The sequence below is a fragment of the Reyranella massiliensis 521 genome (assembly GCF_000312425.1).
Classification (GTDB): Bacteria; Pseudomonadota; Alphaproteobacteria; order Reyranellales; family Reyranellaceae; genus Reyranella; species Reyranella massiliensis.
The window spans coordinates 275,822-300,576 of the sequence record NZ_HE997181.1; the positions used below are offsets into that span (position 1 = coordinate 275,822).

At 54.8% G+C, this 24,755-nt stretch carries 22 protein-coding genes and 1 pseudogene; 10 read left to right on the forward strand and 13 right to left on the reverse strand.

Features of this window, described 5'->3' with window-relative positions:
• The first annotated feature begins 90 nt into the window (after positions 1-90).
• Both BN60_RS01445 and BN60_RS01450 read left to right on the forward strand, forming a co-directional pair.
• On the forward strand, positions 91-1,104 hold the full coding sequence (locus BN60_RS01445; RefSeq protein ID WP_148283295.1) for a hypothetical protein: 1,014 nt from the start codon (positions 91-93) through the stop codon (positions 1,102-1,104).
• Positions 1,101-1,706 (forward strand): GTP pyrophosphokinase, encoded by a 606-nt coding sequence (locus BN60_RS01450; RefSeq protein ID WP_020694196.1) that lies wholly within the window; start codon positions 1,101-1,103, stop codon positions 1,704-1,706. The genes BN60_RS01445 and BN60_RS01450 overlap by 4 nt, the downstream gene beginning before the upstream one ends.
• Before the next feature lie 450 nt (positions 1,707-2,156).
• On the opposite strand, the gene BN60_RS01455 is transcribed toward BN60_RS01450, so the two are convergent.
• The 7 genes from BN60_RS01455 to hxsA2 all read right to left on the reverse strand — a co-directional run bounded on the left by BN60_RS01455 (position 2,157) and on the right by hxsA2 (position 8,147).
• Positions 2,157-3,236, reverse strand: a complete 1,080-nt coding sequence (locus BN60_RS01455; RefSeq protein ID WP_148283296.1) for a hypothetical protein — start codon at positions 3,234-3,236, stop codon at positions 2,157-2,159.
• A gap of 185 nt (positions 3,237-3,421) precedes the next feature.
• Positions 3,422-3,679 carry a site-specific integrase gene (locus BN60_RS29365; protein ID WP_083855902.1) on the reverse strand — a complete coding sequence of 86 codons (258 nt, stop codon included), beginning with the start codon at positions 3,677-3,679 and terminating at the stop codon, positions 3,422-3,424.
• 338 nt (positions 3,680-4,017) lie between these two features.
• Positions 4,018-4,788 (reverse strand): hypothetical protein, encoded by a 771-nt coding sequence (locus BN60_RS30230; protein WP_148283297.1) that lies wholly within the window; start codon positions 4,786-4,788, stop codon positions 4,018-4,020.
• 173 nt (positions 4,789-4,961) lie between these two features.
• Positions 4,962-5,858, reverse strand: a complete 897-nt coding sequence (gene hxsC, locus BN60_RS01470; RefSeq protein WP_202949767.1) for a His-Xaa-Ser system radical SAM maturase HxsC — start codon at positions 5,856-5,858, stop codon at positions 4,962-4,964.
• Positions 5,859-6,103: 245 nt separating this feature from the next.
• A complete protein-coding gene (hxsB, locus tag BN60_RS01475; protein ID WP_020694201.1) occupies positions 6,104-7,573 on the reverse strand; it encodes a His-Xaa-Ser system radical SAM maturase HxsB in 1,470 nt (489 codons plus the stop codon).
• Complete coding sequence (hxsD, locus tag BN60_RS01480; RefSeq protein ID WP_020694202.1) at positions 7,566-7,874, reverse strand: His-Xaa-Ser system protein HxsD; 309 nt, start codon at positions 7,872-7,874, stop codon at positions 7,566-7,568. The genes hxsB and hxsD overlap by 8 nt, the downstream gene beginning before the upstream one ends.
• A 6-nt stretch (positions 7,875-7,880) precedes the next feature.
• On the reverse strand, positions 7,881-8,147 hold the full coding sequence (gene hxsA2 / locus BN60_RS31765; RefSeq protein ID WP_177324733.1) for a His-Xaa-Ser repeat protein HxsA2: 267 nt from the start codon (positions 8,145-8,147) through the stop codon (positions 7,881-7,883).
• A 169-nt stretch (positions 8,148-8,316) separates the two neighbouring features.
• Here hxsA2 and BN60_RS01490 point away from each other — a divergent pair, with 169 nt between their 5' ends.
• Positions 8,317-10,248 carry a GDSL-type esterase/lipase family protein gene (locus tag BN60_RS01490; protein ID WP_177324734.1) on the forward strand — a complete coding sequence of 644 codons (1,932 nt, stop codon included), beginning with the start codon at positions 8,317-8,319 and terminating at the stop codon, positions 10,246-10,248.
• A 66-nt stretch (positions 10,249-10,314) separates the two neighbouring features.
• On the opposite strand, the gene BN60_RS01495 is transcribed toward BN60_RS01490, so the two are convergent.
• From BN60_RS01495 to BN60_RS01505, 4 genes and pseudogenes are all read right to left on the reverse strand, one after another.
• Entirely contained in the window at positions 10,315-10,884 is a 570-nt protein-coding gene (locus BN60_RS01495) for a tyrosine-type recombinase/integrase (RefSeq protein WP_043283540.1), read from the reverse strand.
• Positions 10,885-11,022: 138 nt separating this feature from the next.
• Positions 11,023-12,426 carry a phospholipase effector Tle1 domain-containing protein gene (locus BN60_RS01500; protein WP_043283542.1) on the reverse strand — a complete coding sequence of 468 codons (1,404 nt, stop codon included), beginning with the start codon at positions 12,424-12,426 and terminating at the stop codon, positions 11,023-11,025.
• Positions 12,427-12,643: 217 nt separating this feature from the next.
• The gene (locus BN60_RS30235; protein ID WP_148283298.1) at positions 12,644-13,420 is read right to left on the reverse strand and encodes a competence protein CoiA; all 777 of its coding nucleotides are present in this window, start codon (positions 13,418-13,420) and stop codon (positions 12,644-12,646) included.
• 201 nt (positions 13,421-13,621) lie between these two features.
• Positions 13,622-13,948 (reverse strand): annotated as a pseudogene (locus BN60_RS01505) (DUF6876 family protein); the annotation flags it as partial.
• Positions 13,949-14,179: 231 nt separating this feature from the next.
• On the opposite strand from BN60_RS01505, the gene BN60_RS01510 reads away from it, so the two are divergent.
• From BN60_RS01510 to BN60_RS01530, 7 genes are all read left to right on the forward strand, one after another.
• On the forward strand, positions 14,180-14,467 hold the full coding sequence (locus BN60_RS01510; protein ID WP_020694209.1) for a putative quinol monooxygenase: 288 nt from the start codon (positions 14,180-14,182) through the stop codon (positions 14,465-14,467).
• A 563-nt stretch (positions 14,468-15,030) separates the two neighbouring features.
• Positions 15,031-15,705, forward strand: coding sequence for a hypothetical protein (locus tag BN60_RS30240; protein ID WP_148283300.1), 675 nt, complete (start codon positions 15,031-15,033; stop codon positions 15,703-15,705).
• A 47-nt stretch (positions 15,706-15,752) separates the two neighbouring features.
• Positions 15,753-16,550, forward strand: a complete 798-nt coding sequence (locus BN60_RS01515) for a hypothetical protein (protein WP_020694210.1) — start codon at positions 15,753-15,755, stop codon at positions 16,548-16,550.
• Between the two features lie 67 nt (positions 16,551-16,617).
• Entirely contained in the window at positions 16,618-17,316 is a 699-nt protein-coding gene (locus tag BN60_RS31890) for a GIY-YIG domain-containing protein (protein WP_083855905.1), read from the forward strand.
• A gap of 1,178 nt (positions 17,317-18,494) precedes the next feature.
• Entirely contained in the window at positions 18,495-20,066 is a 1,572-nt protein-coding gene (locus tag BN60_RS01520; protein WP_051150073.1) for a recombinase family protein, read from the forward strand.
• Positions 20,063-20,941 (forward strand): plasmid partitioning protein RepB C-terminal domain-containing protein, encoded by an 879-nt coding sequence (locus BN60_RS01525; RefSeq protein WP_020694213.1) that lies wholly within the window; start codon positions 20,063-20,065, stop codon positions 20,939-20,941. The genes BN60_RS01520 and BN60_RS01525 overlap by 4 nt, the downstream gene beginning before the upstream one ends.
• Before the next feature lie 2 nt (positions 20,942-20,943).
• Positions 20,944-21,846, forward strand: coding sequence for a plasmid partitioning protein RepB C-terminal domain-containing protein (locus BN60_RS01530; protein WP_020694214.1), 903 nt, complete (start codon positions 20,944-20,946; stop codon positions 21,844-21,846).
• Positions 21,847-22,297: 451 nt separating this feature from the next.
• On the opposite strand, the gene BN60_RS01535 is transcribed toward BN60_RS01530, so the two are convergent.
• Both BN60_RS01535 and BN60_RS01540 read right to left on the reverse strand, forming a co-directional pair.
• Positions 22,298-23,767: a TM0106 family RecB-like putative nuclease gene (locus BN60_RS01535; RefSeq protein ID WP_020694215.1), complete on the reverse strand. Its 1,470-nt coding sequence runs from the start codon at positions 23,765-23,767 to the stop codon at positions 22,298-22,300.
• Positions 23,768-23,901: 134 nt separating this feature from the next.
• On the reverse strand, positions 23,902-24,327 hold the full coding sequence (locus BN60_RS01540) for a hypothetical protein (protein ID WP_020694216.1): 426 nt from the start codon (positions 24,325-24,327) through the stop codon (positions 23,902-23,904).
• Positions 24,328-24,755 lie beyond the last annotated feature (428 nt).

Below are 24,755 nucleotides of genomic sequence, written 5' to 3' on the forward strand. Positions count from 1 at the left end.
GAGCTGTCCGAGCAACAACCTTTGCGAGATAACGGTTCCGATCTACACTGCTCGAAAGACACTGGATTAATCCAGTGATGAGGGGGGCGATTGGCTATCCAACATGTTCACACGTATCTTGTGCGGCCGAGACAAAAGCGCGAAGGCATTTCTCGTGTAACCGGAACCGACGTCGGGTTGAGCGGGCTTCTCTTCGATATGCTCGAGGCGGTCTATGGTAAATCCAACGTCGAATGCAAGATCGACATTGCCTTTAATCATGCGCCAGACGGCTCCCAGAAGAATGATTGCCGCAGTCTCATCGTAGACTATATCAAGGCGCCTAGCGTTGAGGCAGGGAAAGCGCTGGCCACTCGGCTTGAAGGATTTACTACCGGCAGTGCAGGGCACGGATTGCTCTTTCTGATGTCAGGCAAAGAGGGAAAGGAGACCAAGTTCGTCATTTCCCGATTCCCAGCGGACAATGGGATCCTTGCCGAAGAGAACCGGTCGACGCTGAGCGTCTCCTTCCTTGAACGCATCTTTATGAAAAGTGCCTACAGTTACAAAGCGGCTCTGTACCAGGATGCATCGTTGACCAGTGGATTTTGGGATGGTCGCTGCGTAGATAAGCAGAACAATGATCCCATCAAGCGCATCTCCGACTATTGGATAAATGATTTCCTGGCGTCGAGCTTGCGGGTGACGAGCGCGGCGGGCACATATCGACTAGCAGCAGCCCTGAGAAATGCGACCAGATCTACCAAGCAACTCGCGTTGAAAGAGGAGCTTGTAGCTGCAGTCACCCTCGCGAAGGGGGTGAAAGGAAGAAATACCAGCGTTGATGACTTTATCCAGCGCTTTGGCCTGTCGAATGCTGCGCGCGATGCCATATTGCGCGAGCTGCCGTCGCCGGACGTCGCGAGTGAAACGTTCCAGTTCAACTGGACAGAGTTCACAACACAGGTTGCCTATCGCTCGGTCGAACTCGATTCCGGTGCAATCGTCACTGCAGAGGCCGCGGAGTTCAACGAAGTCGTCAAACGCCAGAAGTTGGACAAAGACAAAGTGCGGTTATCGGTCGAAGGCAAGGTGCTTAACGAGAGGCTGAAGAAGGCGTCATGAAATCTTTAGAAGCGGAGTATCGTGAGCGCTTTGATGGGGCGTTGACGCCCCTTGCGCAGGCGATAGAGCGTGAACTTAGAATGTATCTTCGTAACGAAGTGCGCATCGACCGCATTTCAGCAAGGCCGAAATCCGTAGAGCGCTTCCTGAAGAAGAGTAGTGCGACCGATAGTAGTGGCGTACTCAAGTATGCTGACCCATTGACTGAAATCCAAGACCAGGTCGGCGCTCGCGTTGTAACGTTCTATAAATCGGACGTATTGCGAATTGCTGCCGTGGTCGAAAGATATTTTAAAGCGATCGAGAAGAAGGACCACGTTCCTGAACGAGACTCTGAATTCAGCTATTTTGGAAAACACTACATCTTCTTCGTTTCATCAGATGCTTCGAGTGGCTTGGATCGTGCGCTACTGCCGAAGGTGTTCGAGCTTCAAATCAAGACCTTGTTTCAACATGCTTGGTCGGAAGCTAATCATGACCTCGGATACAAGCCAGGCGGCAGAACGCTGACCTCAGACGATAGGCGAAAATTGGCTTTCACGTCTGCGCAAGCATGGGGAGCAGATATGATATTTGATGAACTCTTTGCTGGGCTACATTAGGTCGGTCTCGACGCCTTGCCTCGTGAACTTTGCATCGACTGGTTCGATGTACAGTGATCTCTGCGCATGTAAGCTGCTCCATTGCAGCCCACTGTAAAGCCTCCGCTCAACTAAACAGTTCTACGGCAGCTCTCTTCATCTCATCGTTCACATCGATATAGGCCTGGGTCATTGAAATTGATCCATGACCGGCTAGCGATGTTAGCACCCGTGCGCCAATCTCTTTGCTGACTAGTGTTGTGATGAAGGTGCGTGGTCAGAGTCGCTCGTAGCCCCCTCTATCGCTGCGCGCCTGCAAAGACATTCATCGTCTGACTCAGAGCGTTAGCTGAGAATGCAGCAGCTTTGCGTACTGAACAGGTGGCAACTAGCCGTAGGAGGCAGGCTCGTAGAACTTCTGGCAAACCCCATCGGAATTGCTTGCCTTAACGGCAAGCGTCGGATGCTGTCTTACAGAAGTTTTCGGCCAAATCGTTCGACAACGATACGGGAGAGACTTCGCAGGATAGGCTTCCACACTCGTGGCAGCGATTGCTTTTCAAATAGTGACGGGGCGTGGAGTTCATAGCCATAGCTGCTTTTCCCATGCACTATAGAATTGCGAAATGCGTATAGGCGTTCTCCGAGAAGATTGGTGCTCGCGCTCTCAATCAGACCAGCACGCACGGCATCTTCCATTAGGCGATCGTCCGTCGCTTGATTGACGAGCTTCAGTAGAGGTCCCTTTTCATCCCTACTGATCAACTTAAGAATTTCGCCGGGGAAATAGTCGTCGCTAATAGAAGTATCGTGTCGAGCTTTGGCAAACTCTCTCATCATGGATGAGAAGGCGTAAAATTCGAGCACGCGATAGAAATAGAGGCAGGCGGCGACGTCGTCTTCCTGACTAAGGCCTTTGTGAAAGAAGCGAATGGGCACCATGTCGCGTATGACTGGTCCATCAACCAGCACCTCCGACACAGCGGGCGATTCCTCGTCGTCGTCGTACAACGGAACGACATCATCTAGGTTCATCTCCCAAAGTATCGGGAGTCCGTTGTACTTTTTGTTGTACCGAATCGCAGCATTGCTGAATGCGAGCTCAACTTCCTCGATGTCATTCGCGCCGATGATACGAGCGGTGCTGATGCTCGCCCATTCTCCATAATGCTTTGATCGATGTATTTCATCGAACAAGAATGCCATTAGCGGCGTGGCCTGTCCGAATGTGACCTCGACGCGCCCCATGCGAAAGCCATGATGTGGCAGATTCCGCATGTAAACTAAGAACTCATGATATGAACCGATGGAAAAGCCGTTGTCGGTGTGGAACTTCACGAGACCTGAATTAGATTCTTCAACTTTGTCCCTGGATGCACTCCATGAAAAGTCTGGATATTCACGAGAATATTTTGAAGGCGGTACACTAAATGTGACGCCGGCAGGAGCCCAGGTAACGAGCTCGTTTTCGCCCTGCTTGACGATTGTCAGGTGATGGACATGGTTGTCCGGCGGCGGGTCGAAGTTGAACGGTATTGTCGGTTTGGTCATTATTATCTGCCCTCTGAGCGCAAAGCTCGTCGGAAGGTCTTATAGCCCAATTTGCAAGGAACGGCGGCCTATTGCTGAACGGCTTGGTCGCGCACTTCGTGGCCTTGCCACTTCTCCCTGAAAGCTATTAGCACGGTGGGCGGGACAGACACATATAGTTGCAACCTTATGGCAGGCGAGAAGTGTCAATTGATGAGTTCAACAGCCGCCCGCTTCATCGCATCATTAACGTCAATGTAAGCTTGTGTTGTTGCTATCGACCGGTGCCCCGCTAACGAGGCAAGCACTCGGACACCGATCCCTTTGGTAGCTAGTGTGGTGATGAAGCTTCGTCTACCGGAGTGACTAATAGCCCCTGAAATTCCAGCCCGTCTGTACATTGCATTCACCGTCTGACAGAGAGTGTTTGCGGAGAATGCCGTGCGCCTCTGTGTCTTGAACATAGGCTAGTCGGCGCCTGCTGAAAGCAGCATCAACAATATGGAACGGAGTATGACACGAGGAGGCAACGATTTCCGAGAAGCCAAAGGCGCTCGATAGCTGCGCGCTTTATCGCCCTCATTTACGTCGATAGATGCCTGCATTGTAGCGATGTATCCGATGTCGCATCGGAAATGCGAGCACCTTTACGTCGAACCAGTTGATTACCGGGTGCTTCCGAGAACTAAAGTGAGCTGCACTTCGTCGCTAATCTCGAACTCCTTGCCCAAACCTGTCCTTTTGAAGACGGCACAAGCATGCTTTTCTTTGATCAAGTCGCCAGTCCAACTTGCAAGAAAACTCAACTACGTGGCTGTGTGCTTTCGATAATCAGAAGCTCGGCGTCAAATGCACTTCGGGCCAAACGCGCCATCCCTACCAACGCTCGTTCCTCTTCACTAAGTATCCCTGCGTGATTCGGTGGTTCGGCGTCAATCATGAAGCCGGTCCCCTTTGCCAGCCTCTGGAGGCTTTTCAGAGAGTTGCCAAGATCTTCCGCGGTCATCGGCGGCTGATCGGCGGCTTTCGTCACCCACTCATCGAAACTCAGGGTGAAAAACTCCAATTTCTTTGGTTCGGAGAATAGCCAGAAGTATCCGGCCCGCCGGGTGTGATTATTGTAACTTATGTGGTGACGCCCAGCTGGAATCGGTCCAATGCACGAAGCTTCTATGAATAATGACGAGTTGAGAATGGTGCGTTGCTCGTAGCAGGAATTTAAGGCGTGCGCAGTGAAGAATGAAGGGCATGCATAGTAAACTCTAGCACCACGAAAGCGTTTGTTCCTGCGCGTAAGTCGTAGAAGTTGACGATGTTGATGGTTGTTCAAATGCATCCGATAGATATCACCACGCATATTCAGGCTGCGCTCGCGGGAGCGGTTTCCAATGAGTGTTTCGGGACGCTTAAACTGAATGAAGCCGAAGCTAGCGATCTTTACGTCATAGCCAAGCGCATTTTCCTGGCGAAGCGTTGGAAAGACTGGCGCTACACGGACAAGGCGATTGTGCAAACGCTCTTCAGTAAATGCGTACCCGTAACCAAACTCCGAAAACTCGCACTGCTGTGGCATCGAGCGTCCCCCACCCTCTGATGCTAGCTACTGGACGGTGCATCAATTGCTTGAACAAATAGCGCGGCCGACCGGCCTTACTTCAACGCATCAGAATTATACATTTAACGCCGAGTTTCAGAATCAGTAAAGAGTGGTTACCCATCCCATGATCTTCTCGCCAGGTATTGCCGTCATTGAGCGACGATGTAAGCACTGTGCCGTGTGCGTCCGGTTGCGAAGAAGCCAGCGCACTGGTCCTGGATTGAGCAGGTCGCGCAAGTAGGTAGATACTCCTGCTTCCAATCGCTGATCGATTTGCGCGCCAAATGCCAAACCTCTCGCTCAACGATACATAGCTGATGATTGTAGAGAGAGGTGCGTATACCTGCCGCTTCTGTCGTCCGGGCGGCCTCGGTGAGAGCGATGCGATAGTCGTGTGGATCTATCCAGATGAGTTCAAGGTTCGCGCGCGCAAAGCCGGTAACCTCAAGGGCCATGAACGTTACATGGTCGATGAATGTTAGATTCCGAGCAAGGAATTCGGCTAGCTGGACCAAGCGCTCTGAATTTTGCTTCAGAACAACGATACGTACTTCGACCCGAACTCCCTGTGCCTTGAGATTAAGAATGCCCCGGACTGTTTCATCGAAAGCGCCATCTGACTGGACGATGTAGTCGTGGAGCGCTGCGTAGTCTGCATAGATCGGTATCCCGATCATGAAATCGGAATGCGAGATGCCTGCGAGTGCCTTTGCGAATGATGGGTCGACAAATCGTCGTCCATTGGACAGTACGTGAAGGGCCGTCCTGGGAAGGTAGGTCTTCATAGACCGAACAAGGTTGAGAAAGCGATCACCACCGAGGGTGGGTTCACCTCCGGTAATGCCGATTTCACGAGTGTCGTTGCTGATCAGGGGGATCGCTTCGTCGAGCTCAGCGTAGATATAGGAGTCGTCAATGTTCTTTGGCGGCTGCGAGCACATGAGGCAGTAGTGGTTGCAGCGTTCCGTGACCAGAAGGCTATTGCTCGGAGAGTTGCGCCTATACAGCACGCGTAGGACGCCGCGCGAAGGTTCGAGTGCAACCACATCGCCATCTCCGAGATATTCCAACTCGGGCGGCAACAGTACGGTCCGAAACGCGCCTGTGTAACTCCTGGGACTGGCCGCGAATGTTGCTATTGTTGGACTTCCGTTGACGTTCTCAGGTTCCAGCAAACAGTCGGATGAGAGAGGAGGGGCGGTAGAGTCAGCAGATCGCAGGCGAAGAACCACACGCTGTTCATTGGGCGAGAAGCCCCGGCACTCCACGCCTCTTGCTGATTGTGCGAGCATTAGCCTTTTGCCGCCCAGCTTCTAAACAGGTGCCGAACTTCGCGATCACCTTCCATTAGCTGAATGAGGTGGCGGAAAAGCGCCATGTTGCGGTGGCAGAATGTTGACGTTGGCTTGCGGCCCAAGAAGTCGCCCTGAGTAGCATGGTGGAATACCGGCTCTGCACCGCAGTATGGTTCAAATGCGCAGTCACTGCACATCGGCGCGGACACGGTCATGGACTCTTCAATCGGATCCAGAAGGCTATCTGACAGGATCAACTCGTCGTAGGAATCTGTGTGAACATTCCCGAGCCGGAAGGTCTCGTCACGCATTTCAGCGAGCATGCGAGCCTCGTCAGACGCGTAGACACCACCGTCGTAGTTGTAAAGCAGGGCGCCAATCCCAATACCCGCAGGGCTGGCCAGATCCACGTAACCAGAATTGAAGGGCGTAAGCATCTTGGAGAGTATGATCGACGCATAGCTTTCGGCGATCCGCACGCCATTGCGATTGAGCTCAAGGATATGATCCAAACCTTCCTTGTAAAAGGCGAGCCAGGCATCTACGTCATACGCCGCATACGACTTAGTCTTCACGGCGAAGCCATAAGGCGAAAGAGGCCGAAGAAAGATCGAATCGAAGCCTTGTCTCACGTATTCGTCGACAATATCCCGTGGCCGCGAGAGGCTTTCCTTAGTGGTGGTCATTAGCGCACTCACTCGATCATGGCCCAATGCAGATCGGACTCGTGCGATGCCATCGACTGCCCGTTCATAGCTGTCACGTCCTGGCCTTGGACGATTGCGATTGTGAAGGTCTCGCGGACCATCCAGTGAGGTAGAAATGACGACGTCATGTTCCTTGCAGAATGCAAGGATGTCATCTGTGAGGGGCGCCAGATTTGTCGCAATGACAAACTGCAAGTCGCGCTGGTGTGAAGCCTCATTGATCGCCTTGGCGCGAACGACGATGTGGCGAATCAAAGGAAAGTTTAGAAGAGGTTCGCCTCCTTGAAACTCAATCTTGAGATGTTGAGCTGGCGAACGAAACACGAGGTCAATTGCTTTGTTTGCCGTGTCCTCCGACATGTCAAACGTGAGATCGGTATCGATGTTCTGGCGAGACACCTGGCAGTATGGGCAGGAATGCTCGCACCGCAAAGTGACGACAAACAAGTGGAGACCGGTGAACTCTGCCAGTCGCTCCGTGCGAGTGCGCATCTTGAGAGCCAGCAAGTCCGCCGCGACATCCGAGTCGGCATCGATCAAGAAGTGCTTAGAGGCGAGATCCTTGTAGACATCGGTTTGCGGTGTCAGGCGATGGCGAGTGAGGTCCTCGATGACAGAGCGGTAGAGGACGAGGTACTCGCCAACTAAGTTGCTTGCGACATACCTTTGACTGTCGAGCTTAGAGAAGCGGAAGGGAAGGAGCCGGTACGGACTGGCTGAGCGCCGATCGAATGCGACCTCTGTCGCGAACCTAGCCACCGGACTGCAGACCAGTCTTAGAGAAAGCAACAGCGAGGATGGCGTTTCTAATGTCGCGAGTTTCGTTGGCGATAGTCTGGCGAAGGTCTTGATCCAGAACTTCTATGCGAAAGCTTGCTACTGCTTCGTCGACTTCTGCAGACGTGACGTTCTTCAGGAACATCAGTTCGCAGACCCAGTCAGTGCCTACTTTGCGGATATCGACGGAAGCTTGCGCTGCTATGGTGTAAGCGGCGCGCTTGATTGTCTCGGCCGAGAAGAGGGAGCCGTCCAGGCGAACGGACGCACTCGGATTGCTCATGATCGATCAGCGCGACGAATAATGCGACCGATGGCTACTGTGAGACGAATGTGAACGGTGCGAAGAGTGGTAGGCCATCAGCTCGCCCGTCTGCGTCGAACGCGTGATGACAAGGAACTCCGGTAGCTCGAACTTTGCCACCGCACTCTTGTCGACCGTGTCATCGATGCGTGGTGTCGCATCCTTGGTTGTGGTGGCATCGGCCTTCGACACGCTAGCCAGAGCTGCCACCGCAGCGGCTACCGAAGTCAAAAATGACCTAGATTTGGACATTCTCGTCTCCCCCAATTGTCACTATAATATCACTGGCGGTGAACAAATAAACCCCTGCGTGCTCATGAATCGTAGGTCTGATAGCGGTCCGAACAACCGAAGCGGGTACCTGAAGCGAAGGATATTCGGCGTCTTGCTTGCTCTGGCATTGGTGCCGGTAGTGTGGGGCATGGACTACGCCTACGGGCAGTTGTCGGGAATCGCTACCATCCGCGAGGATGCTCGGAAGTTCCGGGCTGAGGCGGCCCCCCTGCGGATGACGACGCGCGCCCTGTTGCCGGGCCTAGACCACACTTATGGGGATCCGTATCGGCCGGAAGGGCATGCTCTGGTTCCGGCGGGGCAGGCCAGGCGATTCTCCACTGACGCGGTGGGAGCAGTGGCGGTGACGCAGCCGCCCTCGACGGAGCGGATCCTCTTCTTGGGTGGGTCGACTACGGAGTGCAACGAAGTTGACGAGCCTTTTCGCTTTCCGGCCATGGTGGGCAGGTTGCTCAGGGAGCAAGGCGTAAAGGTAGAAACCACTAATGCCGGTGTCAGAGGGCATACTACCCTCGACGCCATCAACACTTTGCTAAACAGGCCAGAGCTGGGGGATGCTCAGACAGTTGTACTGATGGAGAACATCAACGACCGCCTGCTCCTTGCTATTCGCAATGGCTATGGAAGTGCACCAGGCCGTGAAGCTCCCACGACCGGTGATGCTATACTGGGAGCCGCTTCAGCAACCATAATGGCCGCATGGGAGTACTTGGCATATCGTAGCAATGCTCTGTTCTTCGCGATGAACTCGACATCGTGGCTCGGTAGGGGGGCGACCTCTCAAGGCTACGTGACAGAGCGGACCCTTGAGGAGCTGCCGCCTCCCACTCAGCCGCAAAAAGCATTGTACGAAGCCAACTTGAAGGTCTTCGTTGCTGCCGTTCGAGCGTTGGGAAGGCAGCCAGTGCTCATGACGCAGGCATTGGGCACCCGCTCAATTGGGCAGGTAATGTTTAACGAATCAATCCGCAAAATTGCCGGTGAAACCGGAACACAGCTGATTGACTTGGATGCAGCGCTTCCAGTGGACCGAGCCTGGGCTTATCTCGGTGATAACATCCATCTCAGCAATCGCGGATCGCGCGAGGTGGCGCAAATTATCACCGCTGAATTGGCCTCGCGGTTTGGCTTCCGGTACTCGCGCCCGGCGACCGACTCTGGTCTAACCAAACTTTCGGAACTAGCTGATCAGTGCGCAGCACCAGACCGAGGCGATCCAAGGTCGCCACCAAAGTTGCATCAAATTGTCGGCGGAAGCGGGCGCTATCCCTCCGTATCTCCGGATGGGCGATGGCTCGTGTACCAGACGCGCGAGGGAGGTTTAGATCGCCTCCGGGCGCAAAGGCTATCCGACGGAGAGATTCTGAATCTGACCTCTCCTGACACCAAGGTTCACGAACGGCACCCAGCATTCCTGGACTCATCGGAGGATGGTTTCAGCATTGTCTTTGGTCACGGTACGATTGGTGAGCAGGAAGGCCAGGAAAGACTGATGGTGCGCGACCATCCATCGGGTCGCACCAGACCACTTATCGATGACGTGACGCTGCTGGGATCGATTCCGACTGTGCAAGGGCAACAGGTTTTGTTTGCTGGCAGCCGTGACGAGAGTGGGTCACGGATGCCGAACCTGTATCGCTTCGATCCAAGGACGGGCACCGTAGAGCGGTTGACCAAGTCGAATGCAGAGCAGTGGCGGCCTGTCGGATCCCCGTCGGGCGGAATCTATTTCATTTCCGACGAAGGGGGGCGATTCGCCATCTATCGGCGAGCCATTACAGGCACAATCGAAAAAGTAGTGGCCTCGTCTGCGGACGAATGGGATCCAGCCGTTTCACCGGATGGGCGATGGCTAGCATTTGCGTCGAAACGTGATGGCAACTGGGATGTACTTGTTCAATCTACGTCCGATCCCAGGCGGACACTCAAGCTTACAGATCTGACTGGCGATGAATGGGATCCGGCTTGGCATCCGAACGGCCGGCTTATCCTCTTCGGATCAGCCCAAGAAGGTGAGCCGCGACTCATGGGGATGTGTGCCAGATTGGTGGCGCGATAGTCCTTTAGAGGGCATTGCAGCCGCTGGCGCGTTAGTAAACACGAACAAGAAATCTGCTAGCAGGAGTTAAGCAATCAACTCCACCGCGGCTCTCTTCATCTCGTCGTTCACGTCGATATATGCCTGTGTGGTTGCAATCGAGCGATGCCCCGCTAGCGATGCAAGCACTCGAACCCCAATGCCTTTACTGGCCAGGGTAGTAACGAAGCTTCGTCTACCGGAGTGGCTTGTAGCCCCTTCGATCCCAGCACGCCTGTAGATGCCATTCATCGTCTGGCAGAGTGTGTTGGCCGAGAACGCAGATCGCTTCTGCGTGCGGAAGAGCGGGAGACCATCGTTCTTCGCTCCAATCTGTTTCAGGTACGTGCTTATCTCCTTCCGGAGCCTGTCGTTCATGAAAACTACGCGAGCATGTTTGCCTTTGGTCTGTGCTGCATCCAGCCTGATCTCGTGCTTTACGCTCCCATCGGTGTTTAGAACGTCACCGACTGTTATAGCGGCTACCTCACCAACTCGCATGCCGGCCCAATGGGTCATTAGCAGCATGAGCCTGTTTCTAGCGGAGTGAGGGTTGCTGGCAATGCTGTCCAGGACCCTACGAAGCTCTTTGGGTGTGAGCGTCTTTGCTTGAGGCATGTGCGCAGCTCCAAACATCATGTTTCAGCGAGCTGCAAAGTAAGTTCTGATGTTTCGACTGGGCGACCGGAAAGACGTGTGCTGAAGATACAGTGATCTCAGCGAGTTAGCGCAGAACCTAAGAAAATGCTAATTTCATTAGGTATTGCCAGCCGGGGGGATAGTACGCTCCTTTAGCTTTGGCAATCGCAACTCCTGTCCCACATAGATGAGATTGGGATCCTCAATCTTGTCCAGGTTTGCTCTGTAGATGTCTGTCCAGGCGTTGGCGTTCTCGTAATGTCTGAACGCTATGCTGCTGAGTGTCTCTCCTTGCAACACAACGTACAGATCGAAGGGTCCGAGGGCGGCTTCGTCAATTCCCACGCCAAGGTCAGCGGGATTGAGGGCGTCTAGTGCATTCTCTACCTTCGCCAGAGTCTTGGGCTTGTACGGTACCTTGTCCCGAAGGGAGGCAGCCTTCTCATGCCAGCGTCTACGGGCGCTGAGACTAACTTCAGCCAGCTTGTCTGGCCCGTCTCTATCGGCCTTTTTCCAGAGCACCGCGAGCAAACCACCAACCGACAGGAGAGACGGCGGCGGCTCATTCGAAAGGTAGTCGGTCGGATCCGGACGTAACTTGTACAGACGTGAGTGGTGCTCGCCATCCAACTCTAACCCCATCTTTCGGGCTCCGGTAAGGACCCAGTCGAGCGCTTGATCAGAGAGTCCACGATGCTCTCCACCGCCACCTACTGCCCCGTGTACTCCTGGAAACCATTTCTGCTGATATGGGGCGTCGAGTCGCTGGCTTGTTGAGCCGCTTCTTACGTTCAAATCGTCGATATTGCTCCAGAGCGTCGGAGTGAAGTCTGCTCTCCTTTCATCTATGGCGACGGCATGACGAGCGCTTCGCACGAAGCTCGAAAGATTAGTGTCGTGGAAACGGTGCTTGCGATTGAAGAATTGTAGCCAGCGATAGCGGCTCGGGACGCCCAGGGCGCCCACAGTGTCCCAGACACCCAGATATGCGATCTGCAGTCGCGGCACGCTCCCGGCTGAGTAACCGGGCAGGTTCGCGCAACGCCATGCGTCCTCATCTTCCGATACACAGACCTGTGGCGAATGCTCTTTCCGGAACTGTAGAATCCTATCTGCATATTCAGGCGAGTCTGTGCGGGCTTGGTACAGCTTGATCGCTTCAGTAACCTGCGATGCTTTGCTCCGGAGCAGGATACCGCATGTGCTCAGCAAACTCGCGAAGGAGCGCGCGGTAAATGCGCCACGTGAGAAGCCGAAGATGTAAATCTCGTCTCCCACCGTGTAGTTAAAAATGAGAAAGCGATAGGCATCGCTCATGTTGTCCACAAGTCCGTGGCCAAACATTCCACCCGTAAGCTTTTCAAAACGTCGAGTCCCGACGCCTTCATCGTAGAAGATGACTTGAGCAATTGCTCCAGACGCCATCGGCACAACGCCTTCGGCTGTCAGTACTACATTGGTGGATTCCGGGGCATCCAATCGATTCCAAGTGCCGTCGAAACAGACTATTAGGCGTTTCATGCATCAGCTCTCAATTCTCTCCTAGAGAGCCTACCACAAGTTGCGCGGTAGTAATGCAATAACCTCTGGTAAAGGGCGAGTTTGGCGCCTCGTTTCGCGCGCCATCGCGACGACCAGTCAGGTGCAGCGTTAAGCAGTTAGCCTTTACCGTGAGTTTGGTCGCTTGCTGTTAGCCACATGTTCTACGGCTTGAGCGACCCTACGCACGTGATGACAGTTAAAAGCGGCGTCGCAAATGGTGACGCTGTGATAGAGAGGGCATGCTCGACCGTGTAGTGTGCGAGTAATGTGCTGCAGCATCAATCACGAATTGCGCGGAGGTCGCTTCTAGAGGTTCGCCGATAAGATGCGCCTGTAAGAACAGAGTTTTGTTCATCGGGAAAAGGAGTGCTTGGGCACCCAATCGATGAGGATCGAGGCGCCACAATAATGGCTCATCGGACCGAAAGCCATCTTCTGGCTCGTTGTTCCCGAAGTCGAAGTAGACTGGCGCAACGCCTCCCTCCCAGTCGCGCAGCAGCGCGCTCCTATTTGAAGGCACAGAAATCAGCAGTGGCTTGGGGTGGATGATCGTGCCTGCGTTAATGGCCGCGAAGAACCGCGCCCGATCGAGTGTTCGTCTCCGGGCGTTAATGACCCAAACTAAATTACTGTAGAAGGCGTCGCGTGATAGACGCTCTTGCTGCTTCAGGAAGGAATTCTGGAATTCGAGAGCTAAGCCTGCGTCCGTCTTCACATCCGCGATGTGCTTTTCGCCAGATTGAGACGTATGAACATGCTCCTGCCAGTGCTTGGGGAAGTGGTCTTTCCAAGCGCGATGCCACGGTGTTTCAGGCTCCCACCAGTGATCGCAATTCCTAGTTCCACGATGTGCCCAATGCCAGACCCGCTGCGGTCCGCATTTTGCGACCACCGCTTCTCTACAAACTGGGCATGTCGCTGACAGGCCAGGTTGAGCTTCCTGACGGCAGCCTTCGACAGCAGCAAACTTCATGGAGATCCTCTTGCCGAACGTGGATGTCCCACCACAGCACACGAGTGGCCAAGAAAAATTCGAGGTGGAAGTGGAAGCTCTCGGCTTTTTGCTGATCTTGCATCTTGTCAGCGCCGGTCGCTGATTCTTCGATCGTGGCTATTGTGCTGCCTAGTGATGAATGTAGTTCGTTGCAGCCGCTGCCGTCAACTTGACCGGCCGCTAGTACTCGGATGGCAACATGAGGACCCAGTGGCTGCCATCGGAGACGAGCCAGACTACAATCTCGCCAAACGGGAAGTCGGTGTAGTCCAATATCTGGGTGACGATTGGCGTAGAGCTATTGCCATCTGTCGTCGCCAACTCACCTTGCCGCGAAGCGGTGTCGACCTTGAGCTTCCAAACCTGGAACGGCTCTACGAGAACGAGCTCATGAACGAGGTAACTAGCAATGGAATCGGTGAGCCAGTGAGCGCCGGCCGCGTTCGCCAGGAACACGACGCCTTCAGTTATGAGCACTCGGCGTATGAGCGCGTGTCGTTGGGGGGGATGCTTCCCGTGAACTGAGCGAGATGATTAAGTAGCTCGGATGCCCAAGTGTGGCCCGTTGTTTCTTGCTGTGACGGATAGAGAGGAATCGTTCAATCACGCCGGTACTGCCTAAGCTAAACGACCAGTCGCCCCGTGGGCATCTTTGAAATAGGCTATGCCGGCATAGCTCCCCCATCCTGGAAGCACTCTGGCTTCCTAGAGAAGGGTGCCGAACCGAAGGGGACATCCATGATCGATGTTGTTGTGACACAGCGGATCAAGCCCGGCTTCGAAGTGGAGGGAGAGGCACTGTTTCGAGAGGTCGAGTTAGCGACCCTCGCAAACGACAAAGGCTGCCTGCGCTACGAATGGTATCGCGCCGACGAGCCGGGCACTTACATTCTGGTGGAGCGCTGGTCAGATGGCGATGCCATCCAGGCCCATTTCAAGTCTGCGCACATGGCGACGCTTATGCCCAAGCTCGCGCCCTATGCCGTCGAGAAGTTTGCGACGCAGCGACTTACCCGCTTGGATTAAAGAAGCTGCTGCCTGCCCAGGCGTTTTGGGTTTCGGTGCCGACCGAACGGGCTTCTCGCCCTCTGCCGTGCTGGGGTGTCAGTCCGTGCAGGAAGGCAGCCACTCATCGCGGATGCGGGCGTGTGTCTACGATGTCATCGCTTCGATCTGCTTGGCGATCAGTCGGCACCAGCCGTCGCTCCAGCATGTAAGATGATGGTAAGAGTGTGGTTGCCCTTGTCGCAGGAAAACCAAAGGTTTCTGTAGTTTCATTAGGTTCTGAACGTGCTGGGTCTCAAGAAGCTCAAGACGGTGACAAGTCGATCCCCTTCTTGTGCTTTTCGCTCTTAGTGTCGCCGCCTTTTGAGGAGAGGCTGGCTATTTGAGACCTGCTAAGTGGCGACGCATGGGTCCGTGAAGGACCATTGCCTTGTATGCGGGCTACGTCTTTCCTCTCCGGTAGCTGCGTGGGTCCGCTCCGGGAAGACAGCTGCGTCGAGCAAGCCGCCACCGGACTGGCAACGATTGCAGGGAAGGTGGGGCAGACTGTGTCAAAGCGTGGCTATATCACAGGAATGCATGGAGTGTTCCTGGTCGCGGCTGAGCTTTCGGCTCGCGGCTTCATAGTCTCCACTGCGTCCCGAAGCGCGACCGGTGCTGACTTACTTGTGACGGATCAACGGTGTCAGAAGGCATGGTCTGTTCAAGTAAAGACGAACGGCAAGAAAGCGTCGTTCTGGCTGGTCGGTAGCAATGCACAGCACCTCAAATCGCAAAGCTACGTGTATGCATTTGTAAATATAAGGAAGAATAAACCGCCTCAGTTTCTGATCGTCCCCAGCGAAAGAGTAGCCGCCGCTACGAAGGTCAGTATCAGCAGCACCGGTTCCGTCTGGTACGAGTTCTGGCATAGCTTCGATCCAAGTGTGCAGGAAGACTCCGTCGGATGGGATGTTTTCGGGAGTCCGCTTGGAGGCAACTATCCATCTCAGATGATTACCATCGAAGATGATGGCAAGCGTAAACAGGGGCCAGGTGCGGTCGAGCCGATCCGCAATGGCATAAGAATGCCTCGCAAAGGCGGTAAGTGTCGCGGGGTGTGGGATTGGTGCCAGGCTTTCCGCGACGAGAAAGGAGCACCACCAAAACATAGTGAGGCACTGACAGAAGCTGAACGCAGTGGTTGGAACCGCCTCAACACGGCTACCGAATATGTACGTTGGCGCCAATACTGGGGCATCCCCGGGCAAGGTCGCTAGGTGTACCGATGGCAGCAGTGATGGCCACGAGCAATTAGGGAGCGCAAATGATACCCGATCGGCTCATCCGCATACTGCGTTCCAGCGAGGCCGCTGCTGCTCCTCTGTTTCCGCCAACGGAAGTCTTCAACGAAGGTTGGATGCTGCGCCTAGTACTGGATGCCTTGCGCCACTGTCGGCCATTGTCCTTGCCAATACAGTTTGAGGCTGGAGCAAAATGGTACTCGGAAGCCTTGCTCGCTTCGCCTTTCGCCGCGCAGCAGAAGGCAGACGTCCTGGCGGAAGGATTTACGAATGCCGACGGTGTGGTCGGTCAGTTTGCATTTCGTCCGATGACGCAGACAGGACTAGAGCTGGCATCCGATGCGACGCAGTTCATTGTCATTGAAGCCAAAATGTTCAGCAATCTCTCGAGCGGCACCAAGAACGCACCAGGTTATAACCAAGCGGCACGCAATGTGGCTTGCATGGCCCAAGAAATTGCTCGTGCCGGGCGGACGCCAGAGAGCTTTTCATCGGTGGGCTTTTTCGTCATGGCCCCAATCCCCACAAAGCGGCGCGCGGGCTTTTCCAATCTGGAAGCCTTTCTGGATCCAGCCCAAATCCGCGCCGCGATTTCCAAGCGAATCAAGGCCTACGAGGAGGCAAGCCGGGCTGAGGCGGCAAGGCTTCGCGCATGGGAGGTGCGGTACTTCCTTCCATTAGTGCAGTGTCTGATCGATCGCGAGTCGCTCAAGGTGGTGACCTGGGAGGCTTGCATTGATGCGGTGGCCAGCGTCGATAGAGATGCCGGCGAAGAACTTAGCCGCTTCTATGAGCGCTGTCTGTCATTCTTAGCCCGGTAGATAACAGGCACCTCTAGCTCGGGGCGTCTCGGAAACTCTACTGGCAGCATATTGCGATGTAGGCGAAATGCGGACTAATGACCTTCAGAGATTCTATGCTGCGCTTTCGGTTTTGAAACGGCGATCGGGAGGAGCGCGGACATTAGGGCTATGCTCTGGGCAGATGAAATGGCCCAGGCGTGGCGTCTATTTTTTTGGTGAGCTGGGCGAGGAGCGCTCCAATAGTGGCTGCGGCCTACGTGTAGTTCGCGTCGGCACGCATGCGCTTAAGGAAGGAGGCACGACTACGCTTTGGGATCGGCTCTCGCAACATAGAGGTCACTCAAGTAGCGGCAGCGGCAATCATCGCGGTTCAATTTTCCGACTGATGGTTGGCCAATCGCTCATTGCGCAGCGTGGATATGAGTATCCGATGTGGGGCAAAGGTAGCAATGCACCGAAAGAAGTGCGGATAACCGAGGTTCCGTTAGAATGCGAAGTGAGTAAGGTAATAGGTGCAATGCCATTCCTATGGCTGGCGATCGATGACAAGGCGGGACCAACGAGTTCTCGCGGCTACATTGAAAGGAACTCGATCGCGCTCCTGAGCAATCTGGGAAAGGAGGCGCTTGATGCGCCGTCCCCTGAGTGGCTTGGATACCGTTGTAATCGTTCGCGGGTTCGTGCCTCGGGGCTCTGGAACTCTAACCACGTCGATGAACCTTACGACCCCGGCTTTCTCGCAACGTTAGAGCGGCTGGTCGAAGAGACGGAAGGTGAGCCGTGATTGTCGTAATTCAATGCGCGGCGAGGAAGCGCAAGGACGCAGGTCATCTACAGACGCGCGATGGCAAGCGCGTTGTGTTTATTTCTGATCCGACTATAGCGCCTACGTCCGATGCCTGCATCTACGCGCGGCCGGATGATCCTTCTGATCACGGAGGGACCTGGCGAGAGTATCTGTTGCGATACAACGAGACGCCTCAAGACAACCCTCTGGCACTTCTTCCGGCACTTGAACTCTACAAAGAAAGAACTTACCAGTGCCTCGGGAATCACTTCGGATTTGATAAGACTTTCATTCTCTCAGCGGGCTGGGGGCTGATATCAGCGTCTTTCTTAACGCCCCAGTATGACATTACGTTTTCGGCAAGGGCAGATGCTTGGAAGCGAAGAAGACAACGCGATATAGGTAGAGACCTGTCGATGCTTCCCACCAATTCTAGCGAACCGATAGTGTTCTTGGGCGGAAAGGATTATTTGCCCCTCTTTTTGAGGCTGACCACAAGTACTACGTCGCCTCGCACAGTGTTCTACAATTCTGCAGAGATACCGCATGCTCCGGGCTGTCGCCTTGTTCGTTGTGCGACGAACAGGAAGACGAACTGGCACTATGATTGTGCGAGTGCGCTGCTTCGCGGTCCGATTGACCTGTAAAGTTTAAGCTAAGGGCGGCGTCTTGAGATCACTTCATCTTACTTCGGCTAAGATGAACGGCTCCGAGACAACTAGTGTTTAGATGAGCGGATGCGCGAACACGCGCGCCGGAGGGAGCGCATCGCCCCACATTATTAGCGCCGCACCACGTCAGCTCAAAGCTGCCAAGATCGGACGCTTACTCATTGTTTTAGGCATGTGCTGCAGTTCCAAAATCTCATGATTTCACGCGCAGCAGCGTAAAGTCTGGTGTTCTGAAAAAGCGACCGGAAAGGCACTTGTAGAAGTACGAGTGATCTCAGTGGGTTAGCGTGAAACCTAATGTTTTGTGCATTTCATGAGGTTTCTACACTCTGGAGTCAGAGCCGAAATTGAAGGCTATCAACAGCCTGTCTCAATAATTTCTCGAAACCGACATCTTTCGGCAATCCAACATCGGCGACATGGGGCCGCCTCGTAAGAAGGGCCTCCCAACAAATCTCCGCCCCCTTCATCGATCCTGTGGACACAGCGGTGAGGTGCTAGCCGGTGTCAAAGCCAAATCTTCAGCGGCGTGACGATAAGCAGCGTTCTGAGCGAGATGAGCGAGCTGCGCAGTACGTCCGCATGTCGACGGAGCATCAGAAGTACTCAACATCGAACCAAGAGGAAGCAATTGCGCGCTATGCAGCTGCGCGAGGATTGACGATCTGTAGGACGTATTCTGATGATGGGAAGAGTGGTCTGCGTTTGGATGGTCGAGAAGCGCTGCAGCTTCTAATCGAAGACGTTCAATCTGGCCGTGCGGACTACGGAGCGATCCTAGTCTATGATGTCAGCCGTTGGGGCCGCTTCCAGGATGCCGACGAAAGTGCTCACTACGAATTCCTTTGCAGAAACGCAGGGATCGCAGTGCACTATTGTGCTGAGCAGTTTGACAACGATGGAAGTATCTCGGCCACACTCTTGAAGAGCGTGAAGCGTGTTATGGCTGGCGAGTACAGCCGAGAGCTTTCCGCGAAAGTTTTCGCCGGTCAATGCCGCCTGATCAGATTGGGCTTTAGGCAGGGTGGGCCACCTGGATATGGTCTCCGGAGGCAGCTTATCGACGAGCATCGGAACCCCAAGGCTCTTCTTAGTCGAGGCGAACGCAAAAGCCTTCAGACAGATCGCGTGATTCTCGTGCCGGGGCAACTGCATCAGATCGAAACCGTGCGCCGTATCTATCGATTATTCGTTTCACAGCAATCCAAGGAAGCACAGATTGCAGAAATTTTGAACAACGAAGGAATAGCAAACGAGCACGGTCTGCCGTGGAGCCGTGCCGGGATTCACCAGATTCTGACTAATGAAAAGTACATCGGGAACAACGTTTACAATCGTGTCTCCTTTAAGCTGAGGCAGAAGCGGGTAGTAAACTCGCCGGACATGTGGGTCCGCATGCCCGGAGCATTTGAAGCGATAGTCGATCAAGTGACGTTTCGGGCAGCGCAGCAGATTATTGAGGAGCGCAGCCGACACCTTACCGATGAAGAGCTCTTGACTGGCCTAAGGAGCCTATTCAAGGACCGGGGCACACTGTCGGGATTGATCATCGACGAAAAAGAAGAGCTAGCGTCGAGCACCGTGTACCGGCAGCGCTTTGGTTCACTGCTTCGCGCCTACCGGCTCGTGGGATATACGCCGGCGCACGACTATTCATACATCGAGATCAATAGAGCACTCCGCACGGTATACGCCGATGTGATCACGGAGACGATCAAGAATATCGAGAATGTAGGGGGCGTTATCCAACGCGACGCTGATACAGACCTACTGACCATCAACCGAGAATTTACGGTTTCGGTTGTTGTCGTGCGAGCCCAGATGACGCCAGGCGGAGCGTTACGGTGGAAAGTACGGTTCGATGCTGGATTGTCTCCGGACATAACGCTAGCGATCCGGATGAATGCGTCGAACGAGGCGATTCTCGACTACTACCTATTGCCTCGTATCGATTTCCAAGCTGCGATGCTGAGGATCGCCGAGGACAACGGCGTTTTTCTCGACGGCTACCGCTTCGACACGCTCGACAGTCTCTCTCACCTTTGCAGTCGAACTATATTGCAGGAGGTTGCATGAGTGAAACCGCGCGCGAAATCCGAATGATTGCCGTTTCGTCGATCACCGTTCTCAATCCGAGATCACGCAACAAGAAGATCTTTCAGGAATTGGTAAACAGCATTGCAACGCTCGGGTTGAAGAAGCCAATCACGGTGAGTCAAGCGGGGGCCGATTCGTACAATCTGGTCTGTGGCCAAGGTCGACTAGAGGCTTTTGTAGCGCTCGGCCAAGAGCAGATTCCGGCCATTGTAATAGAGGCTTCACGAGACGACTGTTTCGTGATGAGCCTTTCCGAAAACATGGCGCGACGACAGCACACGCCTATCGAATTGATGCAGGAAGTCGGAGCACTCAAAAAGAGAGGATACTCAATAGCTCAAATCGCCAAGAAGACTGGATTCGGCCAAGAGTACGCATATGCCATTTGCTACCTCTTGGATCATGGCGAAGATAGGCTGCTGGCTGGCATAGATCGGGGTGTCTTACCTCCAACAATCGCCATGGAGATATCGAGAGCAAAAGACGGCGAAGTGCAGGAGGCTCTCGCCGATGCATATGAGCGGGGTACGCTTCCTGGAAATCAAGTCCTGGCAATCCGCAAGATCATCGAACAGCGAAATGTCACGGGAAAGGGCATCCACAGTAAGACTGTGCCGCAGAAGCAAACAAAAAGAGTGACCGCAGACGCTTTGGTGCGCGCCTATCGGAGAGAAACACAACGCCAAACCTTGCTAGTCAAGAAGGCCACGCTTGCACAACGACGCTTGCTCTTCATAGCAACCGCGTTGAAGAACCTCTTAGTTGAGAAACAATTTGTGTCGTTGCTCCAGGCGGAGTCTCTAGACACTTTGCCCAAGCCGCTGTCGCAACGATTTGCCGCAACGGGAGGATAGCCATGCCGGCGGACATCCGTATCGCCTTCGCAAGCAAAGTCATTCTATTGCCGCTCGCGTCGATTCTGCCACTGAAGCAAGTCCCTGATACAGTAAGAAGATCCGTCAGGTATCGGCGCATTGCTACGTCTATCGCGGAGGTCGGAGTTATCGAGCCGATAGTCGTGGCTGCGCAGGGCGGTGACAGCAATCAATACCTGCTTCTCGATGGGCATCTGCGCTACTCGGTCCTTCTCGAACGAGGGGACTCTGAAACACTTTGTCTCCTCGCGGATGATGATGAGGCATTTACTTACAACAAACGAGTGAATCGATTGTCCACCGTTCAGGAACACTTCATGCTGGTGCGAGCACTAGAAAAAGGTGTTTCAGAGGAGAAGCTAGCCCGGGCACTCGACGTGGATGTCAAATTTATCAAGCGGCGACGGACCATGCTTGATGGCATACAGCCCGAAGTGGTCGAAATGCTCAAGGATCATCAGGTAAGTGCCGTCACTTTTGAGGCGCTGCGCAAGATGAAAGCGTTACGCCAGATTGAGGTCGCGGAACTGATGACCTCGACGGGAAATTTCTCGGCCACTTATGCCCAAGCTCTTCTCATAGGAACTCGGCAAGCCGACCTTGCGAAGTCCGATCAACCAAAGAGTTTGCGGGGCATGAGCCCGGAGCAGATGGCGCGAATGGAGCGAGAGATGGAATCGCTCCAACTGGAATTCAAGGCAGTTGACACGACCTACGGCGACGATGTCCTCGCTCTCGTCATCGCTACCGGATATCTATCCAAGCTGGTGGCAAACAAGAAGGTCGAACGCTATCTCGCACAGAACCACAGTGAAATACTGGGTCAGTTCAAGGCTATTATTGCAGCTGCATCATTGGATCACGACAGTGCCGCTGCGGCGTAACACTGCCATTTGATTGTGACGTACTTACGCACCCGAATCGCATTCTCGATTGCGTAGCGCCATGGAGTCTGAGGTCCTCTGCAGGTAGCCGGAGAGACCCATTCAGAAGTACCGATGATCGCTGCTGGTTAATGAGGACCCTAGGAAGAGTGTACTTTCAGTGGGTTCTTGAACAAGCAACTGGAGTTACAGCAGTGATCTCCGCCGCAAACTCCAACAATCTGCCGCCGTCAGGTTTTCTTTCGGGACTTCACCCATTCAGTCGTCTTGCCTCAGTAGGCATCGATGCTGGAGCTGACGATCTCTGGCTCGCGAAGGTCCAGGAGGTGTTCCGCGCGAACGTGCGCCCTCGGTGGATAACACACGAGTCGTGTTCATCGATATTTCAATGAGTTAACGGCAGACCCGGCAAGAGTCGAACTCACGACCTCTGCTTTCGGAGGGCAGCGGATTAAAGAGCGCGAAGTCCATCCAGCAGCACAATCATCGCCCGGCAGTCGTCTTCGTTGTAGTCTAGAATGCGCTGCAGCAGCGCTCGATCGCCTGTCTCGACGAAGCGATCATACCACTCGATCGATGCGGCACCTGATGGATTGGTGTCCCGCCATTTGAAGCCCAAGTACTTGGCCAGGGTTTTGATCGAGTGATCCCAGGTGGGCCATTCCGTCGAGGACTTTACGATTCTGTAGAGATCGATGGTGCGGTCTTCAGCAAACAGCGCCTCAATCTCTTCGACCGTAGCGACATCAGGGTAGCGCTGCTGCAGCTTACGATAGGTCGTCCGCTCGTAGTGCGAGTAGACATAGATGGCTGCGTTGGGGGACGCCCTGAAGAAGGCCATCGCGTCGGAAAATGCCTGCCGTTCTGCATCCGGCGTCGGCTGCTCGGCGACGAAGGAAACGAACCGGCTGTCGGCAACGCCACGATCCCGCACGACGAAGCCATGAAGATAGATGTGATCCCGCATGGGATCGGCCTCGATATCGAAATGCAGCTCGCGCTCGGCGATGGGCAATCGAACGGCTTGCGTCAGATAGGGGCGTGCATCGGGAGCCTTCAGCAGCTTCGCCCGCTCATGGAACCTACGCAGTGAAGTCGGGCCAATTCCCTTGAACGGCGTCTTGCTGCCTTTGATGAAGCCGTCAGGATTGATGCCCGCGAGATCGGCCACCGTGGCAATCTCGTCCTTCATGGCATCGCGCTTGGCCCGTCCCAGCTCGGGGATTTGAGACAGGTCATCCGTTGCCCGTACCTGTTCGCGGCAATGCGTATACCAATGGCATAGCTTGCATCCTGAGGCGGACGCAGGAAGGGTGCGCTCATGGCCAGCCAGTATGGTCCGGGCGCTAGCAATGCAGGCACTATAGAACTGCCATAAGGTCTGGGGATTGCGGACGCCCTGTGGGATGTCGAACTCGTAGTCGACATGATCCCCGCGAATGTCCCAAACGAAGGCCCGCCGGCCTGCTGAAAAGTTCAGTTTGGCCAGGATGTCGGTATAGAGGGCCAGCTGAACCGCGTATTTCTTCTTGGGCTTACGGTCGTCCTCGTCGGCTCCTTCCTCGCCAGCCGCCGATTTGATGTCTCCGGCAAGGTATCCGTCACCCTCCTTGAGCAGGAGATCGGGCTGGCCCAGCAAGTCACCGGCAGCGATTCGGCCGCCATAGATCAGCTGGTCCCCACGCCGCATCGCTGCCAGCGTCTCGCGTTGCCGCTCAGCGGGAGACAGCCCCGACAGGTCGGTGAACGGCAGGTCCAGCTTCTGGATCGTTTCCCGCTCGAACTTTGATCCGCGTTCCCAAAGCAGTTCCACAAAGGGACTGACCTCGTCCCGTTCGGCCGGGTCCTCGGTAGCGTCCAGCCATACCCTGTGCGGGCACTCGACCAAGGCATAGAGCAGGGAGGCAGTGATGGGGGGCATGGAGGCTACCTGTGCAGCAAGGCTGACCCATCAGGGGCTGGTTGACCATGAGAATAGTCATGAAACCAGCGCTGCAGGGGGACCCACAGCGCTGGCCCAGGGCGAAGCAGGGCGCGCGATCAGCGCGGTGGGGACTACTTCGCCTTTCCAGCCTGGACGGCTGCATCCATCGCAGCATCCAGCTCGCCCGCCTTCACAGCAGTGATGACGGTCGCGATCACTTCGGGAATGGCCGACACCGCCGGGACAGACACGGCCTTACGCCCCTTGCCGAGATCGAGCACGCGTGCCCCATAACGGATGGTGAGGCTCACACCCTGACCGTCGGCAAAGTACCAAGGCCTGATCAGCTTGTCGCGAGTGATGCGGGTCTTGTTGCCGGCATCGTCGCGGGTCCAGACGTTCTTGGTGACGGAGTACTTCGTGCCCTTGGCCTCATGCTCGGCCAGCTTGGACTGCTCTTCGAGCTTCTGGATCAGGTTGTCACGCCGCTTCTCCAGCGGGCTCTTACTGGTGGGCCGCTTCAGCTGCGTGAGGTTGAGTTTCGCCATGATGCTCATAGCACGTCTCCTCGTGTGTTTGTGCTGAGCGCAAACTGTGGTCATGCAGGTGCTATTCCTACCGAAATCAGGCCGGTGATTGACGGGTCCCTGCCAAAAGTTCGGTTGCTCTCGGGCGTATGAGGCATACGCTGCTAGCGCGGCCGGATGGGTCTTGATCCGACACAGAAGATCGCTCGATCACAGCGCATAGAGTGATCTTGTAACAAGACAGCTGCTAGGTGCTCAAAACGACGTCTACAGCAAAATCCGGAGTGGGCCGCTACTGCTGCTGCGCGCAGGGCACGGATCAGCGCTGTAGGGGGCTTTATTCGTGCTGCATCCGCCAAAAGCAGCAACTGCGCGCACAAGCATGCTGCTATAAGAAGAGGGTCCGCGCACCAAGCTGCACATCCTTGGTGTCGATCGAAATACGTACCCGATCGCCT